The organism is Brevibacterium sp. GP-SGM9 (genome assembly GCF_047300845.1).
Classification (GTDB): Bacteria; Actinomycetota; Actinomycetes; order Actinomycetales; family Brevibacteriaceae; genus Brevibacterium.
Map to the genome: position 1 here is coordinate 196414 of NZ_CP178563.1, position 24244 is coordinate 220657.

The following is a 24244-nucleotide window of genomic DNA, read 5'->3' on the forward strand; positions in this document are numbered from 1 at the left end:
GGCCGGCTCGGAATCATCCGAGTCGGCCGTCACACCTCGGGGGCACTCTCCGAGTGAAATTATGCACAATTGCAAATTTGCAGTTGGTGAAAACTTGCATGAGATGCAAAATGGTCTCATGACCGAAAACGAATCCCTGCGCTCGCGAAAGGCGCGGCAGACCCGCAATGCCCTTCACGAGGCAGCGATCACGCGGGTGCTCGAGGACGGCCTCGAATGTGCGACGGTGGCGACCATCGCCGCAGACGCCGGCGTCTCCACCCGAACCTTCTTCAACTACTACGCCTCGAAGGAAGACGCCATCGTCGGGCTCGACCAGTCGAACATCGACGAGCAGCTCGTGCACGACTACGTCCATTCCGAGAACGGTCGCAGCGACCTGGCCAGGGACACCGCGATGTTCGTGCGAGAGGCGATGCTGATGGGCTCGATCGATCCCGAACTGCCCGCACGTCGGCGCGCACTCTTCGCCCGCTATCCCGAGCTCGTGAGCAAACGCTTCGACCGGGCCGAGGCGCTCGAAGAGCTCGTGGCCGGCCATGTGCTCGAGCGGCTGCGCTTCCTCGGGCAGGAATTCTCCAGTGAGGACTCCGCCAGACGCAGCGCCCGAATGCTCACCCAGCTCTGCCGCGTGCCGCTCAACCACGCCGGGCAGGCGATCAAGAGATCACCGGAGCTCGTTGATGAGAAGGGCGGGACCGGGGAGATCTACGAAGAGTCCCTCGGGCTCTTCCTCAAGGTCCTCGACCGTCTGTGACGGCATCACCGACCGGCACCCCCATCGACCGCCTGTAACGGCACCATCCACCGAAACACCCATCGATCGACACCCCACCGACCGTGAAACCCGAACGATTGCAATCAAGGCTGTGATGAGAAGAAACCAGGATCTGAGGACCGGGGAAATGACCGATACCGCAACAGTGAAGCCTCAACCGCCAGGCGACGCCGAACCCATGAAGACCTCGGGGATCATCCTTCTGTTCGTGGGACTGATGATCGCGATGTTCATGTTCTCCCTCAACCAGACGGTGCTGGCGACGGCGCTGCCGACGATCGTCGGCGAACTCGATGGCGTCGATCAGATGCTGTGGGTCTCGACCGCCTTCATGCTCGCCTCGACGATCATGATGCCCATCTACGGCAAGGTCGGCGACCTCTTCGGCCGCAAGCCCCTGTTCATGTTCGCCATCTGCTGCTTCCTCGCCGGCTCGGCGTTCGCTCTCATCGCCGACGCGATGCCCATGCTCATCTTCGGCCGCGTCCTTCAGGGCATCGGCGGCGGCGGAATGATGATCCTCTCGCAGTCGATCATCGCCTCGGTGGTCCCGGCCCGCGAACGCGGAAAGTACATGGGCATCATGGGCTCCGCCTTCGCTGTGTCCTCCGTGGCCGGACCGCTTATCGGCGGATGGCTGACGGAGGGTCCCGGCTGGCGCTGGGCCTTCGCGATCAACTTCCCGCTCGGCATCATCGCCCTCTTCGCGGCCGCGATCTTCCTCAAAGTCCCCAAGCACAACAAGGGCCACCGCCCGAAGATCGATGTCGGTGGCATGGCACTGGTGTCCATCGTGACCTCGTGCATCGTCCTCGTCTCCGCCTGGGGCGGACATGACTACGAGTGGGGCTCCTGGCAGATCAACGGACTCATCATCCTCGGCGCGGTGTCGATCGTCGCCTTCATCCTCGTCGAGCTCAAGGTCAGCGAACCGGTCATCCCAATGTACCTGTTCAAGAACCGGGACTTCCTGCTGTGCACGATCGCAGGTCTGTTCATCGGTGTGGGCATGTTCGGCGTCCTGTCCTACATGCCGACCTATCTGCAGATGGTCCACGGCATCGACGCCACCGTCGCCGGACTGATGATGGTGCCGATGATGGGCACGATGCTCATCTCCTCGACCCTGATCGGCTTCGTCGTCTCCCGCACCGGCAAGTACATGAAGTACCCGCTGATGGGTGTCCTCATCATCGCCGCCTCGCTCGTCCTGCTCTCCCAGCTCAAGGCCGACAGCCCCGCCTGGGAGACCATGGGATGTCTGGCGCTGCTGGGACTCGGCCTGGGAATGAGCATGCAGACTCTCGTCCTCGTCGTGCAGAACGCGTTCCCGGTGTCCATGGTCGGCACCGCCACGGCGTCGAACAACTACTTCCGCCAGGTCGGAGCCACCCTGGGCATGGCCTTCATCGGTTCGGTCTTCACCCAACGGCTGATGGACAACATCAAGGACGGAATGGGCGAGCTGATGAAGTCGGCCCCGTCGACTCCGCTGCCGAAGATGTCCTCGACCGGGCTGACGCCCAAGATCGTCGCCGACATGCCCGAGCCTCTGCACTCGCTCATCATCAACTCCTACAATGATGCTCTGGTTCCGCTCTTCCTGTGGGTCGCACCTCTGCTGGTCATCGGCTTCGCGGTCCTCTGCTTCCTGAAGAACACCCCGCTGGCGCAGACCCTCAAGACCGACACATCACAGCGTGAGCGCGTCGACATCGACGGTGAACGATCGGCTAGTGTGGGCGTGACCCCGCTGGCGAAGGAAACGATGGATGACGGTACTGACCATTCTCAACAGACCGGGAACGGACGTTCCCGCCCTGCTCACTGACCTGGGCAACCGGGAGGACGTCGAGCTTCGCATCGTCGCGGCCGAGGAGCTCGGCTCCGCGCTGCCGGGCACCGATGTCCTCCTGCTGTGGGACTTCTTCTCCACGGCACTTGCCAGTGAGTTCCACCGCGCCGATTCGCTGAGCTGGATCCATGCGGCAGCCGCCGGGGTCGACTCCCTGCTCTTCGATGAGCTCGCAGCCTCCGAGGTGGTTGTGACCAATGCGCGGGGAGTCTTCGACCGGCCGATCGCCGAGTTCGTCCTCAACTACATCCTCATGCAGGCCAAGGCCTCCGTGAAGTCGCTGAAGGATCAGCGCAGAGCTGTGTGGAATCGACGTTCGACCCGCGACCTCGCCGGGTCGAGGGCGATGATCGTGGGCACCGGAGCGATCGGACGGGCGATCGCCCGCGTGCTCACGGCCCTCGACGTCCGCGTCACCGGCGCCGGCAGCCGGGCCCGCAGCGGCGACCCCGACTTCGATGAGGTCGTCGACTCGGCTCGACTGGTCGATCATCTCACCGGCTTCGACTGGGTCATCGACGTCGCACCGCTGACGGAGCAGACCCGCGGGCTCATCGACGCCGAGGTGTTCGCCGCCATGGAACCGGATGCCTGCTTCATCAACGTCGGCCGTGGAGACACCGTCGACACTGCTGCCCTCGTCGCTGCTCTGGAGACACACAGCATCGCCGGTGCCTGCCTCGACGTCTTCGATACCGAACCGCTTCCGGCTAAGCATCCGCTGTGGCAGATGGACAATGTCATCATCACCCCGCACATGAGCGGGGACACCGACGGCTGGCGGATGCGATTGGCCGAACAGTTCCATGCACTGTTCGAGGACTACGAGGCCGGGCGTGCCTTCACCCACACGGTCGACAAGCAGCGAGGGTACGTGCGATGAGCGGCGAACACGATCCGAATCGCGAACGGGCGCTGCTGGCGCGGATCCTCGCCGAACTCATCGCCGTGCGCCGAGCTCGGCTGCTGAGCATGCTGGTGCTCGCCGGTGCGATGCTCATTGCGGGTCTCGGTGCTGCCATGCAGGCGCAGGGCGACCGTATCGACGCGGTCCTGCTGTTCTCCGCCTTCAGTCTGATCATGATCGGGATCGTCTGCGCTCTCGGGGCGATCATCGCCTGGACGCGGATCAACCGGGACATCCTCGATTCGATCGCCGCCGCGAAGCCGGCCAAAGCGAAGGCTCCGCGGACCCGCAGCGGCGGCATGGCGATCGCTATCGCCTTTGCGATCCTCGGCCTGCTCTTCGGCTGGCTGCTGTGGTCGCAGACGCCGATCCTCGCCATCGCGATCGTCATCGCCTGTGCGCTGCTGGCCTGCCTCGGACCGATCTGGGCCAATGAGCTCGAATCCGCCGATGACCGGCTTGCGGTGATGCTCGACAGCGATGACGAACTGGCCGGCCGGTTCGCCACATTCACCCCGATCTGGCTCCACGAGGCGATGGAGAACGAAGCGGAGGCGGGGGAGCGGGACTGAGCCGGTCCCGCGTCCGGCGGCCGCACCCTTGGTCCCGGCGAACCCTGCCCTCGGCGTTTTCGGCGGCCGCACGACAGAAGGCGCCTGCAGTCGATGACTGCAGGCGCCTTCTCAGCTCACGTGTCCGGACAGGGCGATCGCAGGAGATCTGCCTGGCCGGGACGGGAAGCGGTTCAGCCGCGGATCATGGGAACGCGGGAACGTCCACACCGGCCATCTTCGCCACACAGCGGACGACCTGGCAGCTGTAGCCGAACTCGTTGTCGTACCAGACATAGACGACGACACGGTCCTCATCGACGATGGTCGCCAGACCATCGACGACGCCGGCGCGCTTCGAGCCGACGAGATCGCTCGAGACCAGCTCGGGGGAGGTGACGTAGTCGACCTGGTTGCGCAGCGACGAGTGCATCGAGGTCTCGCGGAGGAAGGCGTTGAGCTCCTCGACGTCGGTGGCGGTCTCGAGGTTGAGGTTGAGGATCGCCATCGACACGTTCGGGGTCGGAACCCGGATCGCGTTGCCCGAGAGCTTGCCCTTGAGCTCGGGGAGCGCCTTGGCCACTGCCTTGGCGGCACCGGTCTCGGTGAGCACCATGTTCAGTCCGGCGGCACGTCCACGGCGCGAGCCCTTGTGGAAGTTGTCGATGAGATTCTGGTCGTTGGTGAACGAGTGCACGGTCTCGACGTGGCCGTTGCGGACGCCGAAGCGATCATGGATCGCCTTGAGCACCGGCGTGATCGCGTTCGTCGTGCACGAAGCTGCGGACATCACGGTGTCTGTGTCGAGGATCGCGGCATCGTTGACGCCGTAGACGATGTTCTTGACCTCGCCCTTGCCGGGCGCAGTGAGCAGGACCTTCGAGGCACCGGGGCAGGCGAGGTGCTTGGACAGGCCCTCCTCGTCGCGCCACTTGCCGGTGTTGTCGACGATGATCGCATCGGTGATGCCGTAGGCGGTGTAGTCGACCTGTGAGGGGTCATCGGAGTAGATGACCTGGATCAGGGTGCCGTTGGCCTGGATCGTGTTCGCCTCTTCGTCGACGACGATGGTGCCGTCGAACTTTCCGTGCACGGAGTCACGGCGGAGCAGAGAGGCGCGCTTGACGATGTCGTTCTCGCCGCCCTTGCGGACGACGATCGCACGCAGGCGCATACCGGTCCCGCCGGCACGGTCGATGAGGATCCGGGCCAGGAGACGACCGATGCGGCCGAAGCCGTAGAGGACGACGTCGCGGGACTCGCCCTCATCGACCTGAGAACCGACAACCTCGGCGAGTTCCGTGGCGAGGAATTCCTCGATCGAACCGGCAGGGTCGTCCATCTTCTCCACGAGGCGACCGAGGTCGATCCGCGCGGGACCGAGATCGAGTTCGGCCAGAGCGGTGACGATCTTGTGGGTGATCGCGATATCGAGTTCCTCGCCGAGGAAGTGGCGCGCATAGCGGTGCGCCTTGATCATCCCGGTCACCGACTTGTTCAGCAGCGACCGCCCGAAGAGGGTCAGCAGCACGTCGTTCTCGCGGTACAGGCGTCCCACGAGCGGAATCAGGTCTTCGGCGGCGGTCTGCTTCTTCGCCCATTCGTCCAGGCGCGCAGTCGTTGCGTCAGTCAAAGGTCGTGTCTCCTCGATCAGTTAGCGGATTCGAGGACAGTCTAACGCGTTGCCTACCGGCGGTCGGACCTGCGTTCGTCGAGTCGCCGGAATCCAAGCAGGGTGAGTGCGATGATGCCGGCCCCGGTGAGCAGAGCGCCGAGACTCTGGGCCTGCACCTTGGGTTCGACGAAGCGGTATTCGGGTGATTGGTCCTCCTGCGGCCGCGGCGGATTCGCGGTGCCGATCCAGGCGGCGACGAAGAGGATGATGCGGGCGAAGATGTTCATCGTCAGCATGATCGCGATGATCGACCCGAACACGCCTGCGGCCTTGTTCCCGGAGAACAGGTCGACGAGCACGGTCGCGAAGTTGAGGAGGACGACGAAGGCCACGGCGCCGATGAGAGAGCCGCGGACCTTCGCCTGCTTGCCCACCGACCGTTCGGGCAGGGTAGTGAACAGGAACATGAAGATCAGCCAGGCGGCACCGAGGGCGATGATGAGGGGCACGATGACCAGCAGCGCCCTGGCCCAACCGGGCAGGCCGAAGGCATCGCCGATGACCGAGGGCAGTCCGGTGCCGACGATGGTCAGAGCCACGGTCAGGAGGAGCCCGACGATGAGTCCGAGGAGGGTCCCGACATTCGACAGGATCTTCATCACGAAGGATTTCTCGGGAACCGCGTCTTCGAAGTCGGCGTGCAGCTGGGCGCGGACGGCGGCACCGAGGTTGCCGATGAAGCCCTGGCCCGTGTAGAGCGCGGCGAGGATGGCGATGATTCCGACCGACTGCCAGCTGGTGAGGAAGGACTCGAGCTGTTCGGTCAGGCTCGAGTTGCCTCCGACGTAGGTTTCGATCTGGTCGGTGATGACGGGGACGAGGTCCGGACGGAGCACATCGAGGACGAAGCCGAGAGCCGCGAAGGTGAACATGGCGATCGGCATGACCGCGAGCACGAGGAAGTAGGTGATGGCCGCACCGAACTGGTTGCCCAGACGCTCACCGAAGCGCTTGACTGCGCGCATGAGGTGGGCGGGCCCGGGCTGGGTGATGGCGTGGTGGCCGACTTCGGCGACCGTGTTGCGTGAAGCCAGAACCTTCGCTGGTGTCACTCCGTGCTCCTTCGATCTGTACCCGCAGGTTTCCGTTTCAACACTAGCCGCTGTGAGGGCACTGTGAGCGGTGGGCCGCGCCTTTATCTAGACTTTTGACCATGCCGACTTCATTTTCGACCGGTCCCGCAGCTGATCTCCTGATGTCCTCGGGGTCGAGCGCCGCCGATAACCTCAGCGGATTCTCCGCCTGGACAGTGACGATCATGGAGACGCTGGGACCGCTCGGAGTCGGGTTCATGGTGTTCCTCGACAACATCTTCCCGCCGATCCCCAGCGAACTCGTGTTGCCCCTCGCCGGCTTCACCTCGAGCAGGGGCGAGATGAACATCGTGCTCGCGATCATCTGCGCGACACTCGGGTCGCTCAGCGGGGCGATCCTGTTGTGGGCGCTGGGCAAGTCGATCGGCCTCGAACGCATCGCTCGGGTCGCTGTGAAGATGCCGCTCGTTGACGTCGACGACGTCCACAAGACGGTCGCCTGGTTCGACAAGCACGGTGACAAGGCCGTGTTCTTCGGTCGGATGGTTCCGATCTTCCGATCGCTCATCTCGATTCCCGCGGGCATGCGGAACATGCCGATCCTCAAGTTCACGCTGCTCACGACGATCGGCAGCGCGATCTGGAACACGATCCTCATCGTCGCCGGGTTCTACCTCGGCGAGAACTGGTCGATCGTCGAGACCTATGCCGGATACTTCCAGACGGTGGTCATCGTCGCTGTGGTCGCCTTCGTCGCCGTCTGGATCGTCCTCAAGATCTGCAAGCACCGCCGACAGCGCACCGCGGGTCAGCCCGAGGCCTGAGCCTCAGAGTCTCAACTGACCCAGGCGGCTGCGGTGTGCTCGTAGGGCACCTCTTCGCCTGCCTTGACGGGTCCCGGAGGAGTCCCGTCGCCGAAGGGTGAGCCGCCGAACTTCTCCCGTCCGTGGGCAGAGAGCCAATTGGAGAGATCGGGCCCCTGCGGCACGATCTGGGTGGGGTTCACATCGGTGTGGACGATGTAGTAGTGCTCTTTGATCTGCACGAAGTCGATCGTGTCGCCGAATCCGGGGGTCTGGTACAGGTCGCGGGCATATCCCCACAGGTTCTCGAACTGGTGCAGTCCCTGCCGGTTGCATTTGAAGTGGCCGTAGTACACCGGATCGAAACGGGCTAGGGTCGTGAACAGACGCACATCCGCCTCGGTGATCGATCCGCCCATGAGGAATCGAGACCGGCCGAGTCGCTCCTCGATGATGTCCAAGGCCGAGAACAGACGGTCGAAGGCGGCCTTGTAAGCCTCCTGGGAACCGGCGAAACCGCAGCGGTAGACCCCGTTGTTGATCTCGGTGTAGATCAGACGCATCACCTTCTCCATCTCCTCCCGAGACTCCTCGGGCCAGAGATTCGGTGCGCCCTCCCGGTGATGGGCCCTCCACTGGGTGGAGAAGTCCTCGGTGATCTGCGGGAAGTCGTTCGTCACGACCCCGCCGGAGGCGATGTCGACGATGGCGGGCACGGTGATGCCCCGCGGGTAGTCGGGGAATCTGGCGAAGAAGGCCTGTTGGAGGCGTTCGATGCCGAGCACCGGGTCGACGCCTCCGGGATCGAGATCGAAGGTCCACGAACGCCAGTCATGCGTCGGCCCCGGCATCCCCAGAGAGATGACGTCCTCGAGGCCGAGGAGCCGACGGACGATGATCGCTCGGTTCGCCCATGGGCAGGCGCGTGCGGCGATGAGGCGGTAGCGACCCGGTTCGGCCGGCCACCTTGCGTTCGGATCATCGAGGATCCGGTCGTCGATGTAGTTCGTGTCGCGGTTGAACTCTTCGCCCTCGGTCACGTAGCTGCCGCTCTGCTCATCCGACATGGTGGTCTCCTCCCGAAATTGGCCCCGCATGGGCTATCGACTCCAGCCTACGTCGAACGAGCTCCGGACGGGGTAAGGAACTGAAGGAGGCTGCGCCCAGCGCGGTCCTCAGTGCGGCCCTCAGCAACGGCGCCGAGGACCGCGCGGGGAATCAGCCTTCGTAGAGTGCGTCGATGTCGGCGGCGAAGTCCTTGGCGATGAGGTGACGCTTGACCGACTGCTTGGCCGAGAGATAGCCGTTGTCCTCGCTGAGTTCGACCGGCAGGATCGTGAACTTCTTGATCCCCTCGGCCCGGGACACCGTCTTGTTCACCCGATCGATAGCCTGTTCGATCGTGGCCCTCACCGTTTCGTCTGCCGCGGCTTCCCGCAGATCCATCTCGGGCAGGTCGTGGTTCTTCAGCCAGATCGGCAGCATCTCGGAATCGAGGAAGACGAGCGCTGAGACGAACTTCCGGTTGTCACCGACCACCACCGGATGGCTGATGATCGGATGGCGGCGCAGAGCGTCCTCGAGCGGTGCCGGAGCGATGTTCTTGCCGCTCGAGGTGACGATGAGCTCCTTCTTGCGGCCGCGGATCGTGAGGTAGCCATCCTCATCGAGGGAGCCGAGGTCGCCGGTGGCGAACCAGCCGTCGTGGAATTCCTCGGCGGTCGCCTCGGGGTTGTTCCAGTACTCCCGGAAGACGGGGACTCCCTTGGCCAGGATCTCGCCGTCCGGGGCGATCGCGACGCTCGCACCGGGCAGGGGAACCCCGACGGTGCCGATCTTCGACTTCTCCGGCACATTCACCGTGATCGGGGCCGTGGTCTCGGTCAGACCGTATCCTTCGAGGACGACGAGACCGATGCCGCGGAAGAAGTGACCGAGATGAGTGCCGAGCGGTCCGCCGCCGGAGACTGCGTGAGAGACGTTGTCGCCCATCACTGCGCGCAGCTTTGAGTAGACGAGTCTGTCGAAGAGCGCATGCTGAAGTTTGAGCGTGGCCGGAACCTTACCGGCGTCAAGCGCCTTCGAATAGGCCACGGCGACCCGCTCGGCTCGACGGAAGATCTTGTCCTTGCCTCCCGACTCTGCCTTCGCCAACGCCGAGTTGAAGACCTTTTCGAAGACGCGGGGGACGCCGAGGATGAAGCTGGGTCGGAAGCTGCCGAGGGCATCGGTGAGCTTCGTGAGATCGGACTGGTGGGCCAGGACGGCACCGGTGCTGATCGAGAGCACCTCGATGAAGCGGGCGAACACATGGGCCTGGGGGAGGAAGAGCAGGCAGCGCATGTTCTCGGCGAAGACCACCGGAATCTGGTGCTCGGCGGCCTGCGCAGTCTGCACGAAGTTGCCGTGCGTGAGCACACAGCCTTTGGGCTTGCCGGTCGTGCCCGAGGTGTAGATGAGTGTGGCAACGGAGTCGGCGGTGACCTGGCCGCGGGCGGCTTCGAGCGCCTCATCGCTGACCGCGCGGCCCGTCGCCTCGAGTTCGGCGAAGGCTCCCTGATCCCAGATCCACAGCTGCGGAGCATCGACCCCGGCTGCGGCGGCCGCCGCGAGGACACGATCGGCATGTTCGCGGCTGCAGACGAGCCCGCGGCCGACTGCCGCGTCCTTGATCATCCAGGCGAGCTGGTCTTCGGAGGAGGTGTCGTAGAAGGGCACCGAGATCGCTCCGGCGAACCACACGGAGTAGTCGCTGAGCGTCCACTCGTATGAGGTCGGTCCGAAGATGGCGATGCGATCGCCGACCTCGACGCCGGCGGCGATGAGTCCCTTGGCTGCGGACCGAACCTGGCTGAGGAAGTCACCGGCGCTGACCTCTTCCCAGCCATCGTCGACGGGCTTGGCCACGGTCGGATTGTCGGGGTTCTCGGCGACCTTAGCGAGGAAGACATCGGTCGTCGACGAGGTTGTATCGACCTCGAAGCCGACGGCCGGCATCGATGACTGGGGCATTGTGTCTTGGCTCATGAGGTTTCCTTCGTCGAACATAAGTTACTGAACAGTTATCTTACTGCTCGGCCAGGTCGAGGTGAAATCGCTCACGTTTGCCCGGGCAAATGCGTCGTGAGCTTCTCTCCTGCAGTCTAACCAAGTCGAATCAGGGATTGTTCAGAGTACGATGGTCGAAACCCGCTCACACCCAGTCAGTGAAGGAAGGTAATGTCGACCAATCCTGAGGAGACCGGCTACCGCTACGATGCGTCGCTGGCCGAGAAGATCGAGAAGTCGTGGCAGAGCACATGGGAGCAGTCGGGGACGTTCCACACCCCGAACCCGAGCGGTGATCTCAGCGCCACCGGTGAACTCGGCTCTCAGGATGTGCCCTCCGGCTACGGACCCCCGGCCGATCTCAGTGAGCGCGAATCCCTCTACATCATGGACATGTTCCCGTACCCCTCCGGTGCGGGTCTGCACGTCGGGCACCCCCTGGGCTACCTGGGCACCGACGTGTTCGGCCGCTACCAGCGGATGCGCGGACACAACGTCATGCACGCCCTGTCCTATGACGCCTTCGGTCTGCCCGCAGACCTCTACGCCGTCCAGACGGGCCAACACCCGCGCATCACCACCGATGCGAACATCTCGAACATGACCGAACAGCTGCGTCGACTGGGCCTGGCCCACGATGCCCGCCGCAGCTTCGCGACCACCGACGATGACTTCGTCAAGTGGACGCAGTGGATCTTCCTGCAGATCTTCAACTCCTGGTACGACCCGGAGGCGAGCACCCCGGGCGAGGATTCGACGGGAGCGGCCCGCCCGATCGGCACGCTGATCGAGCAGTTCGCCGCGGGCACCCGTGCGACCCCCGACGGGCGTGCCTGGGCCGAACTCAGCCCAGCCGAACGCGAAGACGTGCTGCAGGGCTACCGCCTCGCCTATGTCTCGGAATCCCCGGTCAACTGGTGCCCGGGCCTGGGCACCGTGCTGGCCAATGAGGAGGTCACCGCCGAAGGCCTGTCCGAACGCGGAAACTTCCCCGTCTACACTCGCCGGCTGCGGCAGTGGAACATGCGTATCACCGCCTACGCCGACCGTCTCATCGACGATCTCGACTCCCTGGACTGGCCGAGTGCCGTGCGCAGCATGCAGGTCAACTGGATCGGCCGCTCCAAGGGTGCGTTGCTGCGTCTGCCCGTGGCCGAATCCGAGGCCGAGATCGAGGTCTACACCACCCGACCGGACACCCTGTTCGGTGCGACCTACATGGTGCTCAGCCCCGAGCACCCGCAGGTGACCGAGCTGACTGCCGCAGCCTGGGAACCGGGTGCTCCGGAGTCTTGGCGCGGAGGGGAGTCGACCCCCGCCGAGGCGATCGCCGCCTACCAGCGTGAGGCCGCGGCGAAGACCGACGCGGACCGTCAGCAGAGCCGCGAGAAGACCGGCATCTTCACCGGCTCCTACGCCGTCAATTCAGCCACCGGCGGACGGATCCCCGTGTTCATCGCCGACTATGTGCTCATGGGCTACGGCACCGGCGCGGTCATGGGCGTGCCCGGTGAAGACCCTCGAGACTGGGACTTCGCGAAGACCTTCGGGCTGCCCTATAACCGCACCGTGCAGCCGCCGGCCGACCACGACGAGGACTCCGTCTACACCGGTCCCGGAGTGATGATCAATTCGGCGAACGAGGAGATCGACATCAACGGCCTCGAGGTCGATGCGGCGAAGGCCGAGATCACCGCATGGCTGGCAGGCAAGGGCCTGGCCACCGAATCCACCCAGTACCGTCTGCGCGACTGGCTGTTCTCCCGGCAGCGCTACTGGGGCGAACCCTTCCCCATCGTCTACGACGAGGACGGCACTCCCGTCGCCCTGCCCGATGAGATGCTGCCCGTGGGCCTGCCCGAGGTCGAGGACTTCGCTCCGCGGACCTACGAACCCGACGACGCCGACAGCCGGCCCGAACCGGCCCTGGGCCGGAACCGGGACTGGGTCGAGGTCGAGCTCGACCTCGGCGACGGACCGAAGAAGTACCACCGTGAGACGAACACGATGCCCAACTGGGCAGGTTCCTCCTGGTACCAGCTGCGCTATGCCGATCCGCACAACAGCGAGCGGCTCGTCGACCCGGCCAATGAGGAGTACTGGCTGGGCCCGCGCGAGAGCAAGCCTCGCGGCGGCGCCGACCTCTACGTCGGCGGCGTCGAGCACGCTGTGCTCCACCTGCTCTATGCCCGGTTCTGGCACAAGATCCTTTTCGATCTCGGCCACATCTCCTCCTCCGAACCGTTCCACCGCCTGGTCAACCAGGGCTACATCCAGGCCTATGCCTACACGGATTCCCGCGGTGTGTACGTCCCCGCCGCCGAGGTGGAGGAGCGGACCGAGGACAACGGCGAGCTGACCTTCTGGTACAATGGCCAGCAGGTCAACCGCGAGTACGGCAAGATCGGCAAGTCCCTGAAGAACTCGGTCATGCCCGATGAGATGTACGACGCCTACGGTGCCGACACCTTCCGGGTCTACGAGATGTCCATGGGACCGCTCGAACAGGATCGCCCCTGGGAGACGCGCGCCGTGGTCGGGGCCCACCGATTCCTGCAACGCGTCTGGCGTCTCTTCGTCGACGAGTCGGACGGTCGTAGCATCGTCGGCGAGGGAACCTCCGACGCCGAGTCGCTCAAGGTCCTCCACCAGGTCATCGCCGGTGTCCGTGAGGACATGGACCACCTGCGCTTCAACACGGCGATCTCGAAGCTCATCGTGCTCACCAACCACGCCACCAAGCAGGGCGGTGCCGCCCGCGATCTGCTCGAGCCGCTGGCGATCATGCTCGCCCCCTTCGCACCGCACTTGGCAGAAGAGCTGTGGTCGCGGCTGGGCCACGAGTCGACGATCACCTACGCTCCGTTCCCCGAGGTCGATCCGCAGCATCTCGTGGCCGACCAGGTCACCTGCGTGGTGCAGGTCAAGGGCAAGGTGCGGGCACGCCTCGAAGTGGATCCCGACATCTCCGAGGCGGAGCTGGAGAAGCTGGCCCTGGAATCGCCGAATGCCGTCAAGGCGCTCGGCGGAGCCGGGATCCGCAAGGTCATCGTACGGGCGCCCAAGCTCGTCAACATCGTCCCCGACGCCTGAGACACGGTGTCGCACCCGATCAGGACGGAACATTCATGCCTACAGCGAGCACCCAAGACGAGATCCGGCACACCCTCGGTGTGCGGTCGACGATCGATCCGGCCACGGAGATCTCGCGCCGCGTCGAATTCCTCGTCGACTATGTGCTGACCACCGGAGCCAAAGGGCTGGTCCTGGGCATCAGCGGCGGTCAGGACTCCACCCTGGCCGGACGCCTGTGCCAGCTGGCCGTCGAGGACCTGCGGGCGCGCGGCGCCGAGGCCGCGTTCTGGGCGCTGCGTCTGCCCCATCATGTGCAGGCCGATGAGCAGGACGCTCAGGACGCCCTGGTCTTCATCGCCGCCGACCATGAGCTCGTCTTCAACATCGGATCGGCGACCGAGGCCGCGGCCGAGGAGTACCTCACTGCGACGGGGACGGCGATCACGGACTTCGGCAAGGGCAATGTCAAGGCCCGCATGCGAATGATCGCCCAGTTCGAGCTGGCGGGGGAGAAGCGACTCCTCGTCGTCGGCACGGATCACGCCGCCGAGGCGGTCACGGGCTTCTTCACGAAGTTCGGTGACGGGGCCGCCGATGTTGTCCCCTTGGCCGGGCTGAGCAAGCGTCAGGGGCGGGCATTGCTCGGCCACCTCGGCGCGCCCGAACATCTCGTGAACAAGGCTCCGACGGCGGATCTGCTCGACGACCAGCCGGGACAGACCGACGAATCATCGCTGGGACTGAGCTACGAGCAGATCGACGATTTCCTCGAAGGCAAGGAGATCGACCCGGCCGCCGCCTCGGCGCTGATCGAGAAGTACCGCGTCACCGAGCACAAACGACGCACCCCGGTGAGCCCGACCGACAATTGGTGGATCCGGCACTGAGCTGAGTCGCCTCAGGCGATGAGGCCGAGCTCCAGTGCGGTCTGGTTGAATTCCCAGCGTGCGGAGACGAATCGGTCGCCGAGCCTCTCGCCGCGGCTGCGGGCCTCGGTGTACTCACGCCACCCGTCTTCACGGGTGTCGCCGGGACGGATCTCGCGCTTCGCGGAGTCCGCGGGCAGTTCCCGGGTCTCCTCATCGACCCAGATCGCCAGCGCCTCGGCGGCACGGTAGAGGTTCATGAAGGCGGTGTGGGAGCGCGGATTGTCGAAGCTCGACTTCGCGAATTCGCTGCGGAAGGCCTTGAGGGGCTCGAGCTCGTCGACGGCGAGCGTGCCGAAGGTGGCGTCAAGGCGCAGGGACTGCACGAGTCCCGCCGTATCGGGCAGCAGTTCGAGGATCCGCTGCGCACGCTCCTCATCGGGCAGCCGCGTGACCTCGTCATCGACCACGGCCGGTCCGAGCGAGTCGATGCGGCCGCGCTCCGTGCTCAGCTGCTGGCGCAGCGAGTCGATCTGGACCTGGGCGCGTCGCCATTCTCCGTGGAACATGAGCAGGGCAACGATCACTCCCAGGCACAGAATCAGCCCGATGATCCAGGCGTACGGGTGCAGCCCGGGGATGGCGAAGGCCACGATGCCGAGCACGGTGAGCACCGCGAATGTCACCGCCGCCGGTGAGTTGGTGAGGAAATCCAAGAAACGCTTCACAATTCCAAGGGTACTGTTTCAACCTCCGCAAATCGTGCAACCGCGTGGCATATAGTGTGGTGCGAAACGGCATGTCCGCGTCGCACGACGAGACAGCACGACGACACAGGGAGACTCGGGTTGAAGATTTCAGTCATCGGTTGCGGATATCTTGGTGCGGTGCATGCAGCGGCGATGGCGTCGCTGGGTCATGAGGTCGTCGGCGTCGATGTCGATGAGGCCAAGATCGAGGCTCTCACCCAGGGCCGTCCGCCCTTCTTCGAACCGGGGCTGAGTGAATTGCTGGTGAAGGCCCAGGACAAGGGCAGCCTCGAATTCACCACCGATGTCTCACGTGCCGCCGCTGCCGGAGTCCACTTCGTCTGTGTGGGCACTCCGCAGAAGCCCGGCGAGTTCGCCGCCGATGTCACCTATGTCGATGCGGCTGTCGATTCCCTCGTCCCGCACCTGACTTCGACGTCGGTGGTTGTGGGTAAGTCCACGGTTCCCGTCGGCACGGCCGAGCGTCTGGCCGGAGTCATCGCCGGCACCGGGGCGGCGATGATGTGGAATCCCGAGTTCCTCCGCGAAGGCCATGCCGTCGATGACACCCTGCATCCGAATCGTCTGGTCTACGGCGTCGCCGACGGTCGGGCGGACAATCCGGCCGTAGCCGGACTCGATGAGGTCTATGCCTCGATGCTCGCCGAGGACACTCCCCGGATGGTCACCGACTTCGCGACCGCCGAGCTGGTCAAGACCGCGGCGAATTCGTTCCTGGCTACGAAGATCTCGTTCATCAACGCCATGGCCGAACTGTGCGAGGCCTCCGGCGCCGACGTCACCCAGCTCGCCGACGCGATCGGGATGGACGATCGGATCGGACGGAAGTTCCTCAACGCCGGGCTCGGCTTCGGCGGCGGCTGCCTGCCCAAGGACATCCGGGCATTCATGGCCCGCGCCGGTGAGCTCGGTGCCGATCAGGCCGTGGCATTCCTCAAGGAGATCGACTCGATCAACATGCGTCGGAGGGTGCGGATGGTCGACATCGCCCGCGACACCCTGGGCGGCTCGTTTATCGGCAAGAAGATCACGATCCTCGGCGCCGCGTTTAAACCCGACAGCGACGATGTCCGGGACTCGCCGGCGCTGGCCGTGGCCCGCCTGATCGCGACCCAGGGCGGGGTGGTCACGGTGACCGATCCACAGGCGATCGCCAATGCCTCCCGCACTTTCCCCGAACTCAACTACGTCACCGACACCACCGAGGCGCTGACCGGATCTGATGCGGTGCTGCTGCTGACCGAATGGCGCGAGTACCGGGACCTCGACCCGCAGGCCACCGCCGAGCTGGTGTCCGGGAAGGTCCTCGTCGACGGCCGCAATGTGCTGACCCCTGAGCAGTGGCGCAGCGCGGGCTGGACCTATCGGGCCCTGGGCCGACCATGAGGATCGGCCTGGTCACCGACTCGACGGCGCAGCTCTCGGATGCCGAGCAGGCGCGTCTGCGCGAGACCACCGGTGACCTCTTCGCCGTCGTTCCGCTGACCGTGCTCGTCGGCGGGATCGCGTTCACCGACGGTGAGCTCGGTGCAGCGGACCTGTGCGCGAAGATGGCCGAGGGAGCCGAGGTCTCCACCTCGATGGCTACTCCGGCGCAGTTCACGAAAGCCTATTCGACCCTCATCGACCACGGCGCCGAGGCGATCATCACCGTGACCATGTCTGGTGACCTCTCGGGGACTTGCGATTCGGCGGTCTCCGCGGCCCAAGGCGAATCGGCCCGCATCAGCGTCGTCGACTCCCGCACCACCTCGGCGGGCCTGGCCGGGGCACTGTCCGTGGCGGCCGCGGGGATCGTCCAAGGCCATGATCTGGACTCCATCGCCGGCACCGTGGCCGACTGGTGCGCCGGGGAGACCCGGACCGTGTTCGCCCCGTCAAGTCTCGAACACCTGCGCCGAGGCGGTCGCATCGGGGCCGCATCATCCCTGCTCGGCCGCGCCCTGCAGATCGTCCCGGTGCTCGGCCTCAGCGCCGGCGTCGTCACGCCCGTGGCCCGGGTGCGGACCCGGTCGAAGGCGCTCGAGCGGATCGTCACGATCGCGGGGCAGTCCGCTACCGAGATCGCTGCGGAGGATCGGCAGGTCCACGTCGAGATCCAACAGGCCGAAGGAGACGCCGAGGCGGCGGATGTCCTCGCCCTGACCGAGAAGCTCGAGGAGATCGGGGTGGAGACTTCGTTTCGGACGCTCTCGACGATCATCACCGCTCACGTCGGGCCCGGCACGATCGGGGTCACGGTGCAGACGACTCCCTGAGACGGGGAGGACGGTCGGCCGGACAGACGGGCAGGACGCGCAGCTCACTTGCGCGTGATCTCCTGTGGAGGACCCGGCGACTGATGTGCTGTGGGCCTGTGGACGGGCGAGAGGTTTCCACAGGCGGCTCGCCGAGGATGGCCCGGCAGGTTCGCCGGATCTAGCGTCGAGGCATGGCTGTGTCTCCCGATGATCGCTTCGCGAGTCTCATCGACTCCAGCGCCGAGCGCGGAGGCTGGGTGCCGGGAGACGTCTTCACCGCCGACACCGAGGGAGAGGAGGAGCCGGTCGCAGCGCGGCGGATCCGTCTGCCCGTTCTCGTGGCCCTGGCACTGGCGACGGTGGCGGTCTTGCTTCTTGCGCTCTATGTGTTCCGCCCGGCCGAACAGCACGACCCGACGGCCGGTCAGTTCGACACCGCCGGCAGCTCGGCCGCCTCAGATCCGACCGGGGACAACGAGACCGGGGCGAACCAGAAGGCGGGGCCCGAGGACGCCGGGAACGGGCAGGTCGTCGTCCACGTCACGGGTGCTGTGCACGCTCCGTCGGTCGTCACCCTCGGCGCCGGTGCGCGGGTGCAGGATGCGGTCGAAGCCGCCGGTGGGCTGCAGGGTGATGCCGATTCCGAATCGATCAATCTCGCCCGGGTGCTCCAAGACGGGGAGCAGATCCACATTCCCGCCGAGGGTGAGAAGCCGCCCGCGGGCTCCGCCGATGCGCAGGGGAGCGGAGGGGATTCTGCAGGAACGTCGGGCGGTTCGACCGCTGCCGGAGATCCTCCGGGCGGCACCGCCGATGCCGGCGGCACCGGAACCGCGTCCGGAACGGGAAGCGGCGCTGGATCCGGGACAGCCGGCGGCAAGATCGACCTCAACACCGCGGATGCCGCGGCCCTGCAGACGCTGCCCGGAGTCGGACCGGTCACCGCCGAGGCGATCATCGCCCACAGGGAGACCCAGCCGTTCGGCAGTGTCGATGACCTTCTGCTCGTCAAGGGCATCGGACCCAAGACCTTCGAAAGCCTCAGAGACCTTGTCTCCGTCGGCTGATCCCTCGGATCTCCTGAATTACTCGGATTGCTCGGTCCGGGCACGTTCGGTGCGCCTGCGGGAGCGGCGTGAGCGGCTGCGGCAACGGTGTGCGCAGCTGCGGCAGGGGAGTGGCCAGCTGTGGCGGGTCGGGATGGAGCGGGCGCGCACGATCTCCCAGGTGCGGCCCGGCTCGCTGCGGCTCTTCGTGTGTGCGGCGGGACTGTGGGCTGCGGCCCTGATCGGACTCGGACCCTGGGCGCTGCTCGCCACCCCCGTCGTGGCCGGGCTGGGGTTTCTCTGCCTGCGCCGGTACCACCACCTCGGCGTGGTGCTCATCATGTTCGCGTGCCTGCTCACGATCCAGATCACGGCATTGGGCGGCTCCCGCGGACCCGCCGAGGACACGGACGTCACGGGAACCGTGATCGGTCACAGTCAGCCCGGAGCATCCGGGTGGTCACGGCTGACGCTGCTCACTCAGACCGGGATCGCCGAGGTACTCAGTCCCTCCGTCCCGGCCGACGGCTCGCGCGTGCTGATGCGCACCGAACGACTCAACGACATCCGGATCAGCAGCGAGGATCCACAGGTGCTGCGCGAACCGAACGGGGTCTGGCAATGGCGTGCGGAGCTGCGCTCCCGGCTGAGCGAGGACTCCCGGGCCGTAGGCCACGAAGGCGGGGACCTGCTGCCCGGGCTCGTCATCGGCGACACCGATCCGCAGGGCGAGCGGATGCAGGATGACATGCGGGTGGTGTCCCTGACCCACATCTCCGCGGTCTCCGGCAGCAATGTCACGATCGTCAGCCTCGGCGCGGGTCTGCTGGCCGGGGCCTGTCGGGCCGGTCCCCGCACACGGGTCACCGTCGGGGTGCTCACCTGCGCAGGCTACGTGTTCATCGTCGGCTTCGAACCCAGCGCGATCCGGGCGGCGGGCATGGCGATCGCGGTCGCCCTCGTGTTCCTCCGCGGGGGTGGCATCGCCCCGGCAGCGGTGATGTGCTCGACGGTGTGCCTGCTGCTCGCCTTCGTACCGGTGCTCGCGACCTCGGTGGGTTTCGTGCTCTCCGTGGTCTCGACGGCGGCGATCATGTTCATCGTCCCGATCCTCCTGCTCCGTCTCAGCGTCCATTTCTCCTTCCTGCCCTCCGTTCTGGTCACCGCCGTGGTCGTCCCCCTCATCGCTCAGCTGGCCTGCACCCCGGTGCTCGTGGCCATCGATCCGCGCATCGGGGCCTGGTCGGTGGCCGCGAACGCCTTGGCTGCACCGGCGGTGCTGCCGGCGACCGTGCTCGGATTCGTCTCGATGGTCTGCGCGGGCCTCGGACTCCTCGGCATCCCGTTGCTGCTGTGGTGTGCGCAGGCACCGGCCTGGCTGGCGGCATTGCCGGCCTGGTGGATCGTCGAGGTCGCGCGCATCTGCGCGAGCCTGCCCGGGGCCGCTCTCGACTGGCCGGAGCCGCCCTGGGGCACGCTCATCGCCCTCGGCCTGCTGCTCATCCTCAGCGTGGGTACCTGGCTGCTTGTGCGCAGGAGGCTGTGGGGGCTGCCGATCCTCGTGCTGTGCATCGCGCTGACCGCGACGGTCATCGTCACCGGTCGGACGAAGGCGCCGGCCGCCGACTGGCTGGTGCTCGTCTGCGATGTCGGTCAGGGCTCGGGGACGCTGATCAACCTCGGCGGCGGTCGAGGGCTGGTCGTCGACACCGGCAAGGAGCCTGGTCCCATCGACACCTGCCTCGACGAATCTGGGATCGAGACCTTCGACCTGGTCATCTCCCATTTCGACGCCGATCACTATGCCGGATACGCCGGGACCACCTGGTCACGGAGACTCGGGCGCCTGTGGGTCTCGGCCAACGTCGCCGCCGCACCGGAGACCCGGCAGATCGTGACCGACACCGGTGCCGAGGCGGTGGCGACGTACCGCGGCGAGACGATCAACTCCGGGGTGGCGAAGATCGAGGTGTTGTGGCCGCCGCTGCGGGCTAGCGCAGGGGGACAGCAACCGGCCCCGGTGCCTGGCGCCGGGTCGGCCGCAGGGACGGCCGCGTCGCCGGATACGGTGCCGGGGGTCGGGGCGGGCGGCACCCCGGGCGATGACGCCAGCACCGAGGTGCGCAACGAGGACTCTCTGGTGCTCAGGGTCGAAGCGGACGGGGTGAGCTATCTCATCCCCGGCGACGTCGGCGCGGAGGAGCAGTACATCATCGCCCAGAGCCTCGAACCGGTCGACGTACTCATCGCCCCGCACCACGGCTCGGCGGACCTCTCGGAGGACTTCTTCGCCGCGGCTGCTGCACGCATGGGCGTGATCTCGGTGGGGGAGAACAGCTACGGGCATCCGAATCCCCGCGCGATCACCGCATTCGGTCCCGTGCCGGTGCTGCGCACCGACCGCTGCGGGTCGATCGCGATCTACGCCGAGGCTCGATCCAGCACGGGCCGGAACTGTCCGGAGAGCAGACAGTGAGCGCGCGTCGTGTCCCGGGCAGACGATAGGCTGAGACCATGGCAGTGAAGAAGACCCTGGTCCCGTGGAGTTCGGCGAAACCGGCCCCCGTCGTCATGATCTCCGGGAACGAATCCGTGCTCGTGCGCATGGCCAAGGACCGCATCGTCTCTGCCGCAAGGAAGAAGGACCCGGAGGAGATCGAATTCGACGCTGCGGGTTACCAGGCCGGGGAACTGGCGATGGCCGCCTCGCCCTCACTGTTCTCCTCCGCGAAGCTCATCGTCGTCGACTCCGTCGAGAAATGCTCCGAGGACTTCCTCAAGGACGCGCTGGCCTATCTCGACGAGCCCAATGACGACGCCGTCGTCCTGCTCCTGCACGGCGGCGGCAACCGGGGTGCGAAACTCGTCAAGAAGGTCGAGACCGCGGGCTTCCCCCGGGTCGATGCCGGGACGCTGAAGAACGAGAGCGACCGTGCCAAGTTCGCCCAGGGGCGGTTCAAGGCGGCGAAGCGACAGATCGACGAGGCGGGAATGGCCGCATTGATGTCGGCGCTGGGTTCCGACCTCGCCGAGCTCAAGGCCGGAGTCGATCAGCTCATCGAGGACACCGAGGGCACGATCACCGCCCGGGTCGTCGACCAGTACTACGGCGGTCGGGTCGAGGCCACGGGTTTCAAGGTCGCCGATGCGGCGGTGTCCGGGGACGCGAAGAACGCGCTCAGCCTGCTTCGGCACTCTCTCTCGACCGGTTCCGATCCGGTGCCGCTGGTCGCCGCGGTGGCGATGAAGCTGCGGGGGATGGCCAAGGTGCAGGGATTCTCCGGATCGAGCGGGGAGCTCGCCGCAGAGCTGAAGATGGCGCCCTGGCAGGTCGACCGCGCCCGCCGCGAGGTGCGACGCTGGAACGAAGTGGCGCTGGGCCAATCGCTCATCGCCGCGGCCGAAGCCGATGAAGCCGTCAAGGGCGGCGGCCGTGATCCCGTCTACGCCGTCGAATGGTTCGTCTCCGAGGTCTGCCGCCTGGCTCGGCAACGCTGACACTCTCCCACAACTACCTGGCGGGGGCCCAGCTACGTGGCGCCACGTAGCTGGGCCCCCGCCAGGTAGTTATGGGGCGGAGCGGATGGGGATGGACGCGAGTGATGAATGCGAGAGGGGCCCGATCCGTAACGGATCGGGCCCCTCGAAGCTAGAGCCTCAGCGCTCGACTCAGAGAGCGTTGATCTGCGAAGCCAGGCGCGACTTGCGGTTCGCAGCGTTGTTCTTGTGCAGAACACCCTTCGAAACAGCCTTGTCGAGCTTGCGGGCGGCCACAGCATAAGCCTGCTGCGCTTCGTCCTTCTGGCCGGCAGCAATGTTCTCGCGAACGACGCGGACGTAGGACCGAACCTCGGACCGGACAGCCTTGTTGCGCTGGCGGGCCTTCTCGTTGGTCTTGATCCGCTTCATCTGGGACTTGATATTAGCCAATTTCAACACTCTTTCGTGTTAGTGATACATGGTCGTGAGGGCACATCCGATCGACACTCTCATCTCCGCGGGGAAACACATCGATGACATCGAATCGAATGGCATCTTCACCCGACCTCGGCGAGACACACGCCATGATGAAGACACAGCAGCCTATGTTACAGGCTCGCGCGCCGAGTCGGAAATCCTCGCGGGGCCTCAGCTCTCGATGTTCGCGGCGACCTTTTCGAAGACCTCGCGGGGCATGATCGCGCCCTCGCGGCGGATCGAGTTCGGGTCGACGCGGATGACGCGGTCGAGGCGGATCTCGGAGGGCCTGCCCTGGGAGTCCCAGTCACCCGATCCGATGTTCATCCACTTGGCATTGCGGTCCTCGCGCACCTCGCCGAATCCGCCGGGAATATGGTCCTTGCTGGTGAGCATGAGCACGAGCACCCACCTGCCGTCGCGGCCGACGACGAGAGAGGGACGGTCCTTGCCCTGAGAATGATCCTCCTCGTAGGGGATCCACCCCCAGACGACCTCACCGGGGTCGGCGTCGCCGTCGAGATCGGGGGAGTAGGACACGGAGATCGATCCCCGGTAGTCGCCCGGATAGGCGCCGGCGCCCGTCCCGGACTGCTGCGGTGCGGGGCTCTGGCGACGGCTGCCGGAGTCGGCCGGAGAATCCGATCCGGGCCGCGGGTGCGATCCGCCCTCGCGGGGCGTGTCCCGGGAGGGGCCCGAATCGTTCTTCGCCTTCGCGTCCTTGAGATAGCGCACACCTTCGCGGACGCCGATCCTGACTGCACGGTTGACCAATGATTTCCAGCTCATGGGCACCAAGCCTAGACGAGGACGCTGAGACCATTCATCGCAGATCCCCGAAGCTCAGTGCTGATCCCGGAAGCGCAGCATCGCCTCGATCGGAAAATGGTCCGAAGGATAGGTGCCGTCGACGTTGAAGGTGTTGATCCGGGTCGACAGGGTCTCCAGCGCCGAGGTGGTCAGGATCCAATCGATGCGACCGTCACCGGTCTTCGGTCCCCGATACCGGTGGAAGGTGCCGATGTTCTCACCCGGCACCTCGGCGCCGGTGTCGGTGAGCCCGAGCTCGGTGCAGAAATAGTCGTAGACGGGCGAACCGGTGGCGACATTGAAATCTCCGGTGACCACGCAGGGGACGTCCACCTCGGCGATGGTCTCGGCCATGATCTTCCCCGACTCCAGGCGGGCACGCTCCGACTTGTGGTCGAGGTGGGTGTTGAGCACCCGCAGCCGGCGCCCCGAGCCGATGTCCGTGAAATCCACCGTCGTGAGCGTCCGGGCATGCGAGACGCCCCAGGATTCGGAGGCCACCGTCTCCGGCTGCTCCGAGAGCCAGCTGATATCGACGGCCTCGACATCGAAGCGGGTGGAGTCGTAGATGACGGCGGTGAACTCACCGGCGTTCCCTCCGGAATGGCCCTCCCCGAGCCAGATGTACTCCTCGGGCAGCAGGGACACGAGAGTCTCGAGCTGGTCGAGCTCGCCCTCCTGAGTGCCGACGATGTGGGGGTGGGCATCACGGATCAGCTCGGCGGCGATGGGCAGGCGCGTGGCCACAGGATGTCCGTCCATGGCCGGATATCTGAGGTTGAAGCTCATGATCGAGAAATCGCTCATGTACCCATCATCGCCGATCATC

At 65.7% G+C, this 24244-nt stretch carries 20 protein-coding genes; 12 read left to right on the top strand and 8 right to left on the bottom strand.

What is annotated here, in order from left to right; translation table 11 throughout:
- Positions 1–118 precede the first annotated feature (118 nt).
- From ACH82I_RS00795 to ACH82I_RS00810, 4 genes are all read left to right on the top strand, one after another.
- Positions 119–757, top strand: a complete 639-nt coding sequence (locus ACH82I_RS00795; RefSeq protein ID WP_230744211.1) for a TetR/AcrR family transcriptional regulator — start codon at positions 119–121, stop codon at positions 755–757.
- 148 nt (positions 758–905) lie between these two features.
- On the top strand, positions 906–2609 hold the full coding sequence (locus ACH82I_RS00800; RefSeq protein ID WP_413334849.1) for a DHA2 family efflux MFS transporter permease subunit: 1704 nt from the start codon (positions 906–908) through the stop codon (positions 2607–2609).
- Positions 2551–3516, top strand: a complete 966-nt coding sequence (locus ACH82I_RS00805) for a D-2-hydroxyacid dehydrogenase (protein ID WP_413334851.1) — start codon at positions 2551–2553, stop codon at positions 3514–3516. The genes ACH82I_RS00800 and ACH82I_RS00805 overlap by 59 nt, the downstream gene beginning before the upstream one ends.
- A complete protein-coding gene (locus tag ACH82I_RS00810) occupies positions 3513–4112 on the top strand; it encodes a hypothetical protein (RefSeq protein WP_230744208.1) in 600 nt (199 codons plus the stop codon). Before ACH82I_RS00805 ends, ACH82I_RS00810 begins: the two co-directional genes overlap by 4 nt.
- Before the next feature lie 184 nt (positions 4113–4296).
- Here the strand turns inward: ACH82I_RS00810 and ACH82I_RS00815 are convergent, their stop codons facing one another.
- Together ACH82I_RS00815 and ACH82I_RS00820 are read right to left on the bottom strand one after the other, a co-directional pair.
- A complete protein-coding gene (locus ACH82I_RS00815; protein ID WP_413334853.1) occupies positions 4297–5724 on the bottom strand; it encodes a glyceraldehyde-3-phosphate dehydrogenase in 1428 nt (475 codons plus the stop codon).
- Between the two features lie 53 nt (positions 5725–5777).
- Positions 5778–6818, bottom strand: a complete 1041-nt coding sequence (locus ACH82I_RS00820; RefSeq protein ID WP_230744206.1) for a YhjD/YihY/BrkB family envelope integrity protein — start codon at positions 6816–6818, stop codon at positions 5778–5780.
- A gap of 101 nt (positions 6819–6919) precedes the next feature.
- Between ACH82I_RS00820 and ACH82I_RS00825 the strand changes: the two genes are divergently transcribed.
- Positions 6920–7624, top strand: coding sequence for a DedA family protein (locus ACH82I_RS00825; RefSeq protein ID WP_413334855.1), 705 nt, complete (start codon positions 6920–6922; stop codon positions 7622–7624).
- Positions 7625–7635: 11 nt separating this feature from the next.
- On the opposite strand, the gene ACH82I_RS00830 is transcribed toward ACH82I_RS00825, so the two are convergent.
- Both ACH82I_RS00830 and ACH82I_RS00835 read right to left on the bottom strand, forming a co-directional pair.
- Complete coding sequence (locus ACH82I_RS00830; RefSeq protein WP_413334857.1) at positions 7636–8670, bottom strand: glutathione S-transferase family protein; 1035 nt, start codon at positions 8668–8670, stop codon at positions 7636–7638.
- Between the two features lie 151 nt (positions 8671–8821).
- Positions 8822–10630, bottom strand: coding sequence for an AMP-dependent synthetase/ligase (locus ACH82I_RS00835; protein WP_413334859.1), 1809 nt, complete (start codon positions 10628–10630; stop codon positions 8822–8824).
- Between the two features lie 192 nt (positions 10631–10822).
- On the opposite strand from ACH82I_RS00835, the gene leuS reads away from it, so the two are divergent.
- Both leuS and nadE read left to right on the top strand, forming a co-directional pair.
- Complete coding sequence (gene leuS, locus ACH82I_RS00840; protein WP_413334860.1) at positions 10823–13744, top strand: leucine--tRNA ligase; 2922 nt, start codon at positions 10823–10825, stop codon at positions 13742–13744.
- Positions 13745–13779: 35 nt separating this feature from the next.
- A complete protein-coding gene (gene nadE / locus ACH82I_RS00845; RefSeq protein WP_413334862.1) occupies positions 13780–14613 on the top strand; it encodes an ammonia-dependent NAD(+) synthetase in 834 nt (277 codons plus the stop codon).
- Between the two features lie 11 nt (positions 14614–14624).
- Here nadE and ACH82I_RS00850 read toward each other — a convergent pair whose 3' ends face one another.
- Entirely contained in the window at positions 14625–15320 is a 696-nt protein-coding gene (locus tag ACH82I_RS00850; RefSeq protein WP_413334864.1) for a hypothetical protein, read from the bottom strand.
- Positions 15321–15440: 120 nt separating this feature from the next.
- Between ACH82I_RS00850 and ACH82I_RS00855 the strand changes: the two genes are divergently transcribed.
- The 5 genes from ACH82I_RS00855 (at position 15441) to holA (ending at position 22146) form a co-directional block, all read left to right on the top strand.
- The gene (locus ACH82I_RS00855) at positions 15441–16748 is read left to right on the top strand and encodes a UDP-glucose dehydrogenase family protein (RefSeq protein WP_230744199.1); all 1308 of its coding nucleotides are present in this window, start codon (positions 15441–15443) and stop codon (positions 16746–16748) included.
- On the top strand, positions 16745–17620 hold the full coding sequence (locus ACH82I_RS00860; protein WP_413334866.1) for a DegV family protein: 876 nt from the start codon (positions 16745–16747) through the stop codon (positions 17618–17620). The genes ACH82I_RS00855 and ACH82I_RS00860 overlap by 4 nt, the downstream gene beginning before the upstream one ends.
- Positions 17621–17793: 173 nt before the next feature.
- Positions 17794–18669 carry a helix-hairpin-helix domain-containing protein gene (locus ACH82I_RS00865; protein ID WP_413334868.1) on the top strand — a complete coding sequence of 292 codons (876 nt, stop codon included), beginning with the start codon at positions 17794–17796 and terminating at the stop codon, positions 18667–18669.
- 133 nt (positions 18670–18802) lie between these two features.
- Entirely contained in the window at positions 18803–21124 is a 2322-nt protein-coding gene (locus ACH82I_RS00870; RefSeq protein ID WP_413334870.1) for a ComEC/Rec2 family competence protein, read from the top strand.
- 38 nt (positions 21125–21162) lie between these two features.
- The gene (holA, locus tag ACH82I_RS00875) at positions 21163–22146 is read left to right on the top strand and encodes a DNA polymerase III subunit delta (protein ID WP_413334872.1); all 984 of its coding nucleotides are present in this window, start codon (positions 21163–21165) and stop codon (positions 22144–22146) included.
- A gap of 171 nt (positions 22147–22317) precedes the next feature.
- On the opposite strand, the gene rpsT is transcribed toward holA, so the two are convergent.
- The 3 genes from rpsT to ACH82I_RS00890 form a co-directional block, all read right to left on the bottom strand.
- Positions 22318–22578, bottom strand: coding sequence for a 30S ribosomal protein S20 (rpsT, locus tag ACH82I_RS00880; RefSeq protein ID WP_230744194.1), 261 nt, complete (start codon positions 22576–22578; stop codon positions 22318–22320).
- 198 nt (positions 22579–22776) lie between these two features.
- Positions 22777–23394, bottom strand: coding sequence for a type II toxin-antitoxin system PemK/MazF family toxin (locus tag ACH82I_RS00885; RefSeq protein WP_413334874.1), 618 nt, complete (start codon positions 23392–23394; stop codon positions 22777–22779).
- 54 nt (positions 23395–23448) lie between these two features.
- Positions 23449–24222: an endonuclease/exonuclease/phosphatase family protein gene (locus ACH82I_RS00890; protein WP_230744192.1), complete on the bottom strand. Its 774-nt coding sequence runs from the start codon at positions 24220–24222 to the stop codon at positions 23449–23451.
- Between the last annotated feature and the right edge of the window lie 22 nt (positions 24223–24244).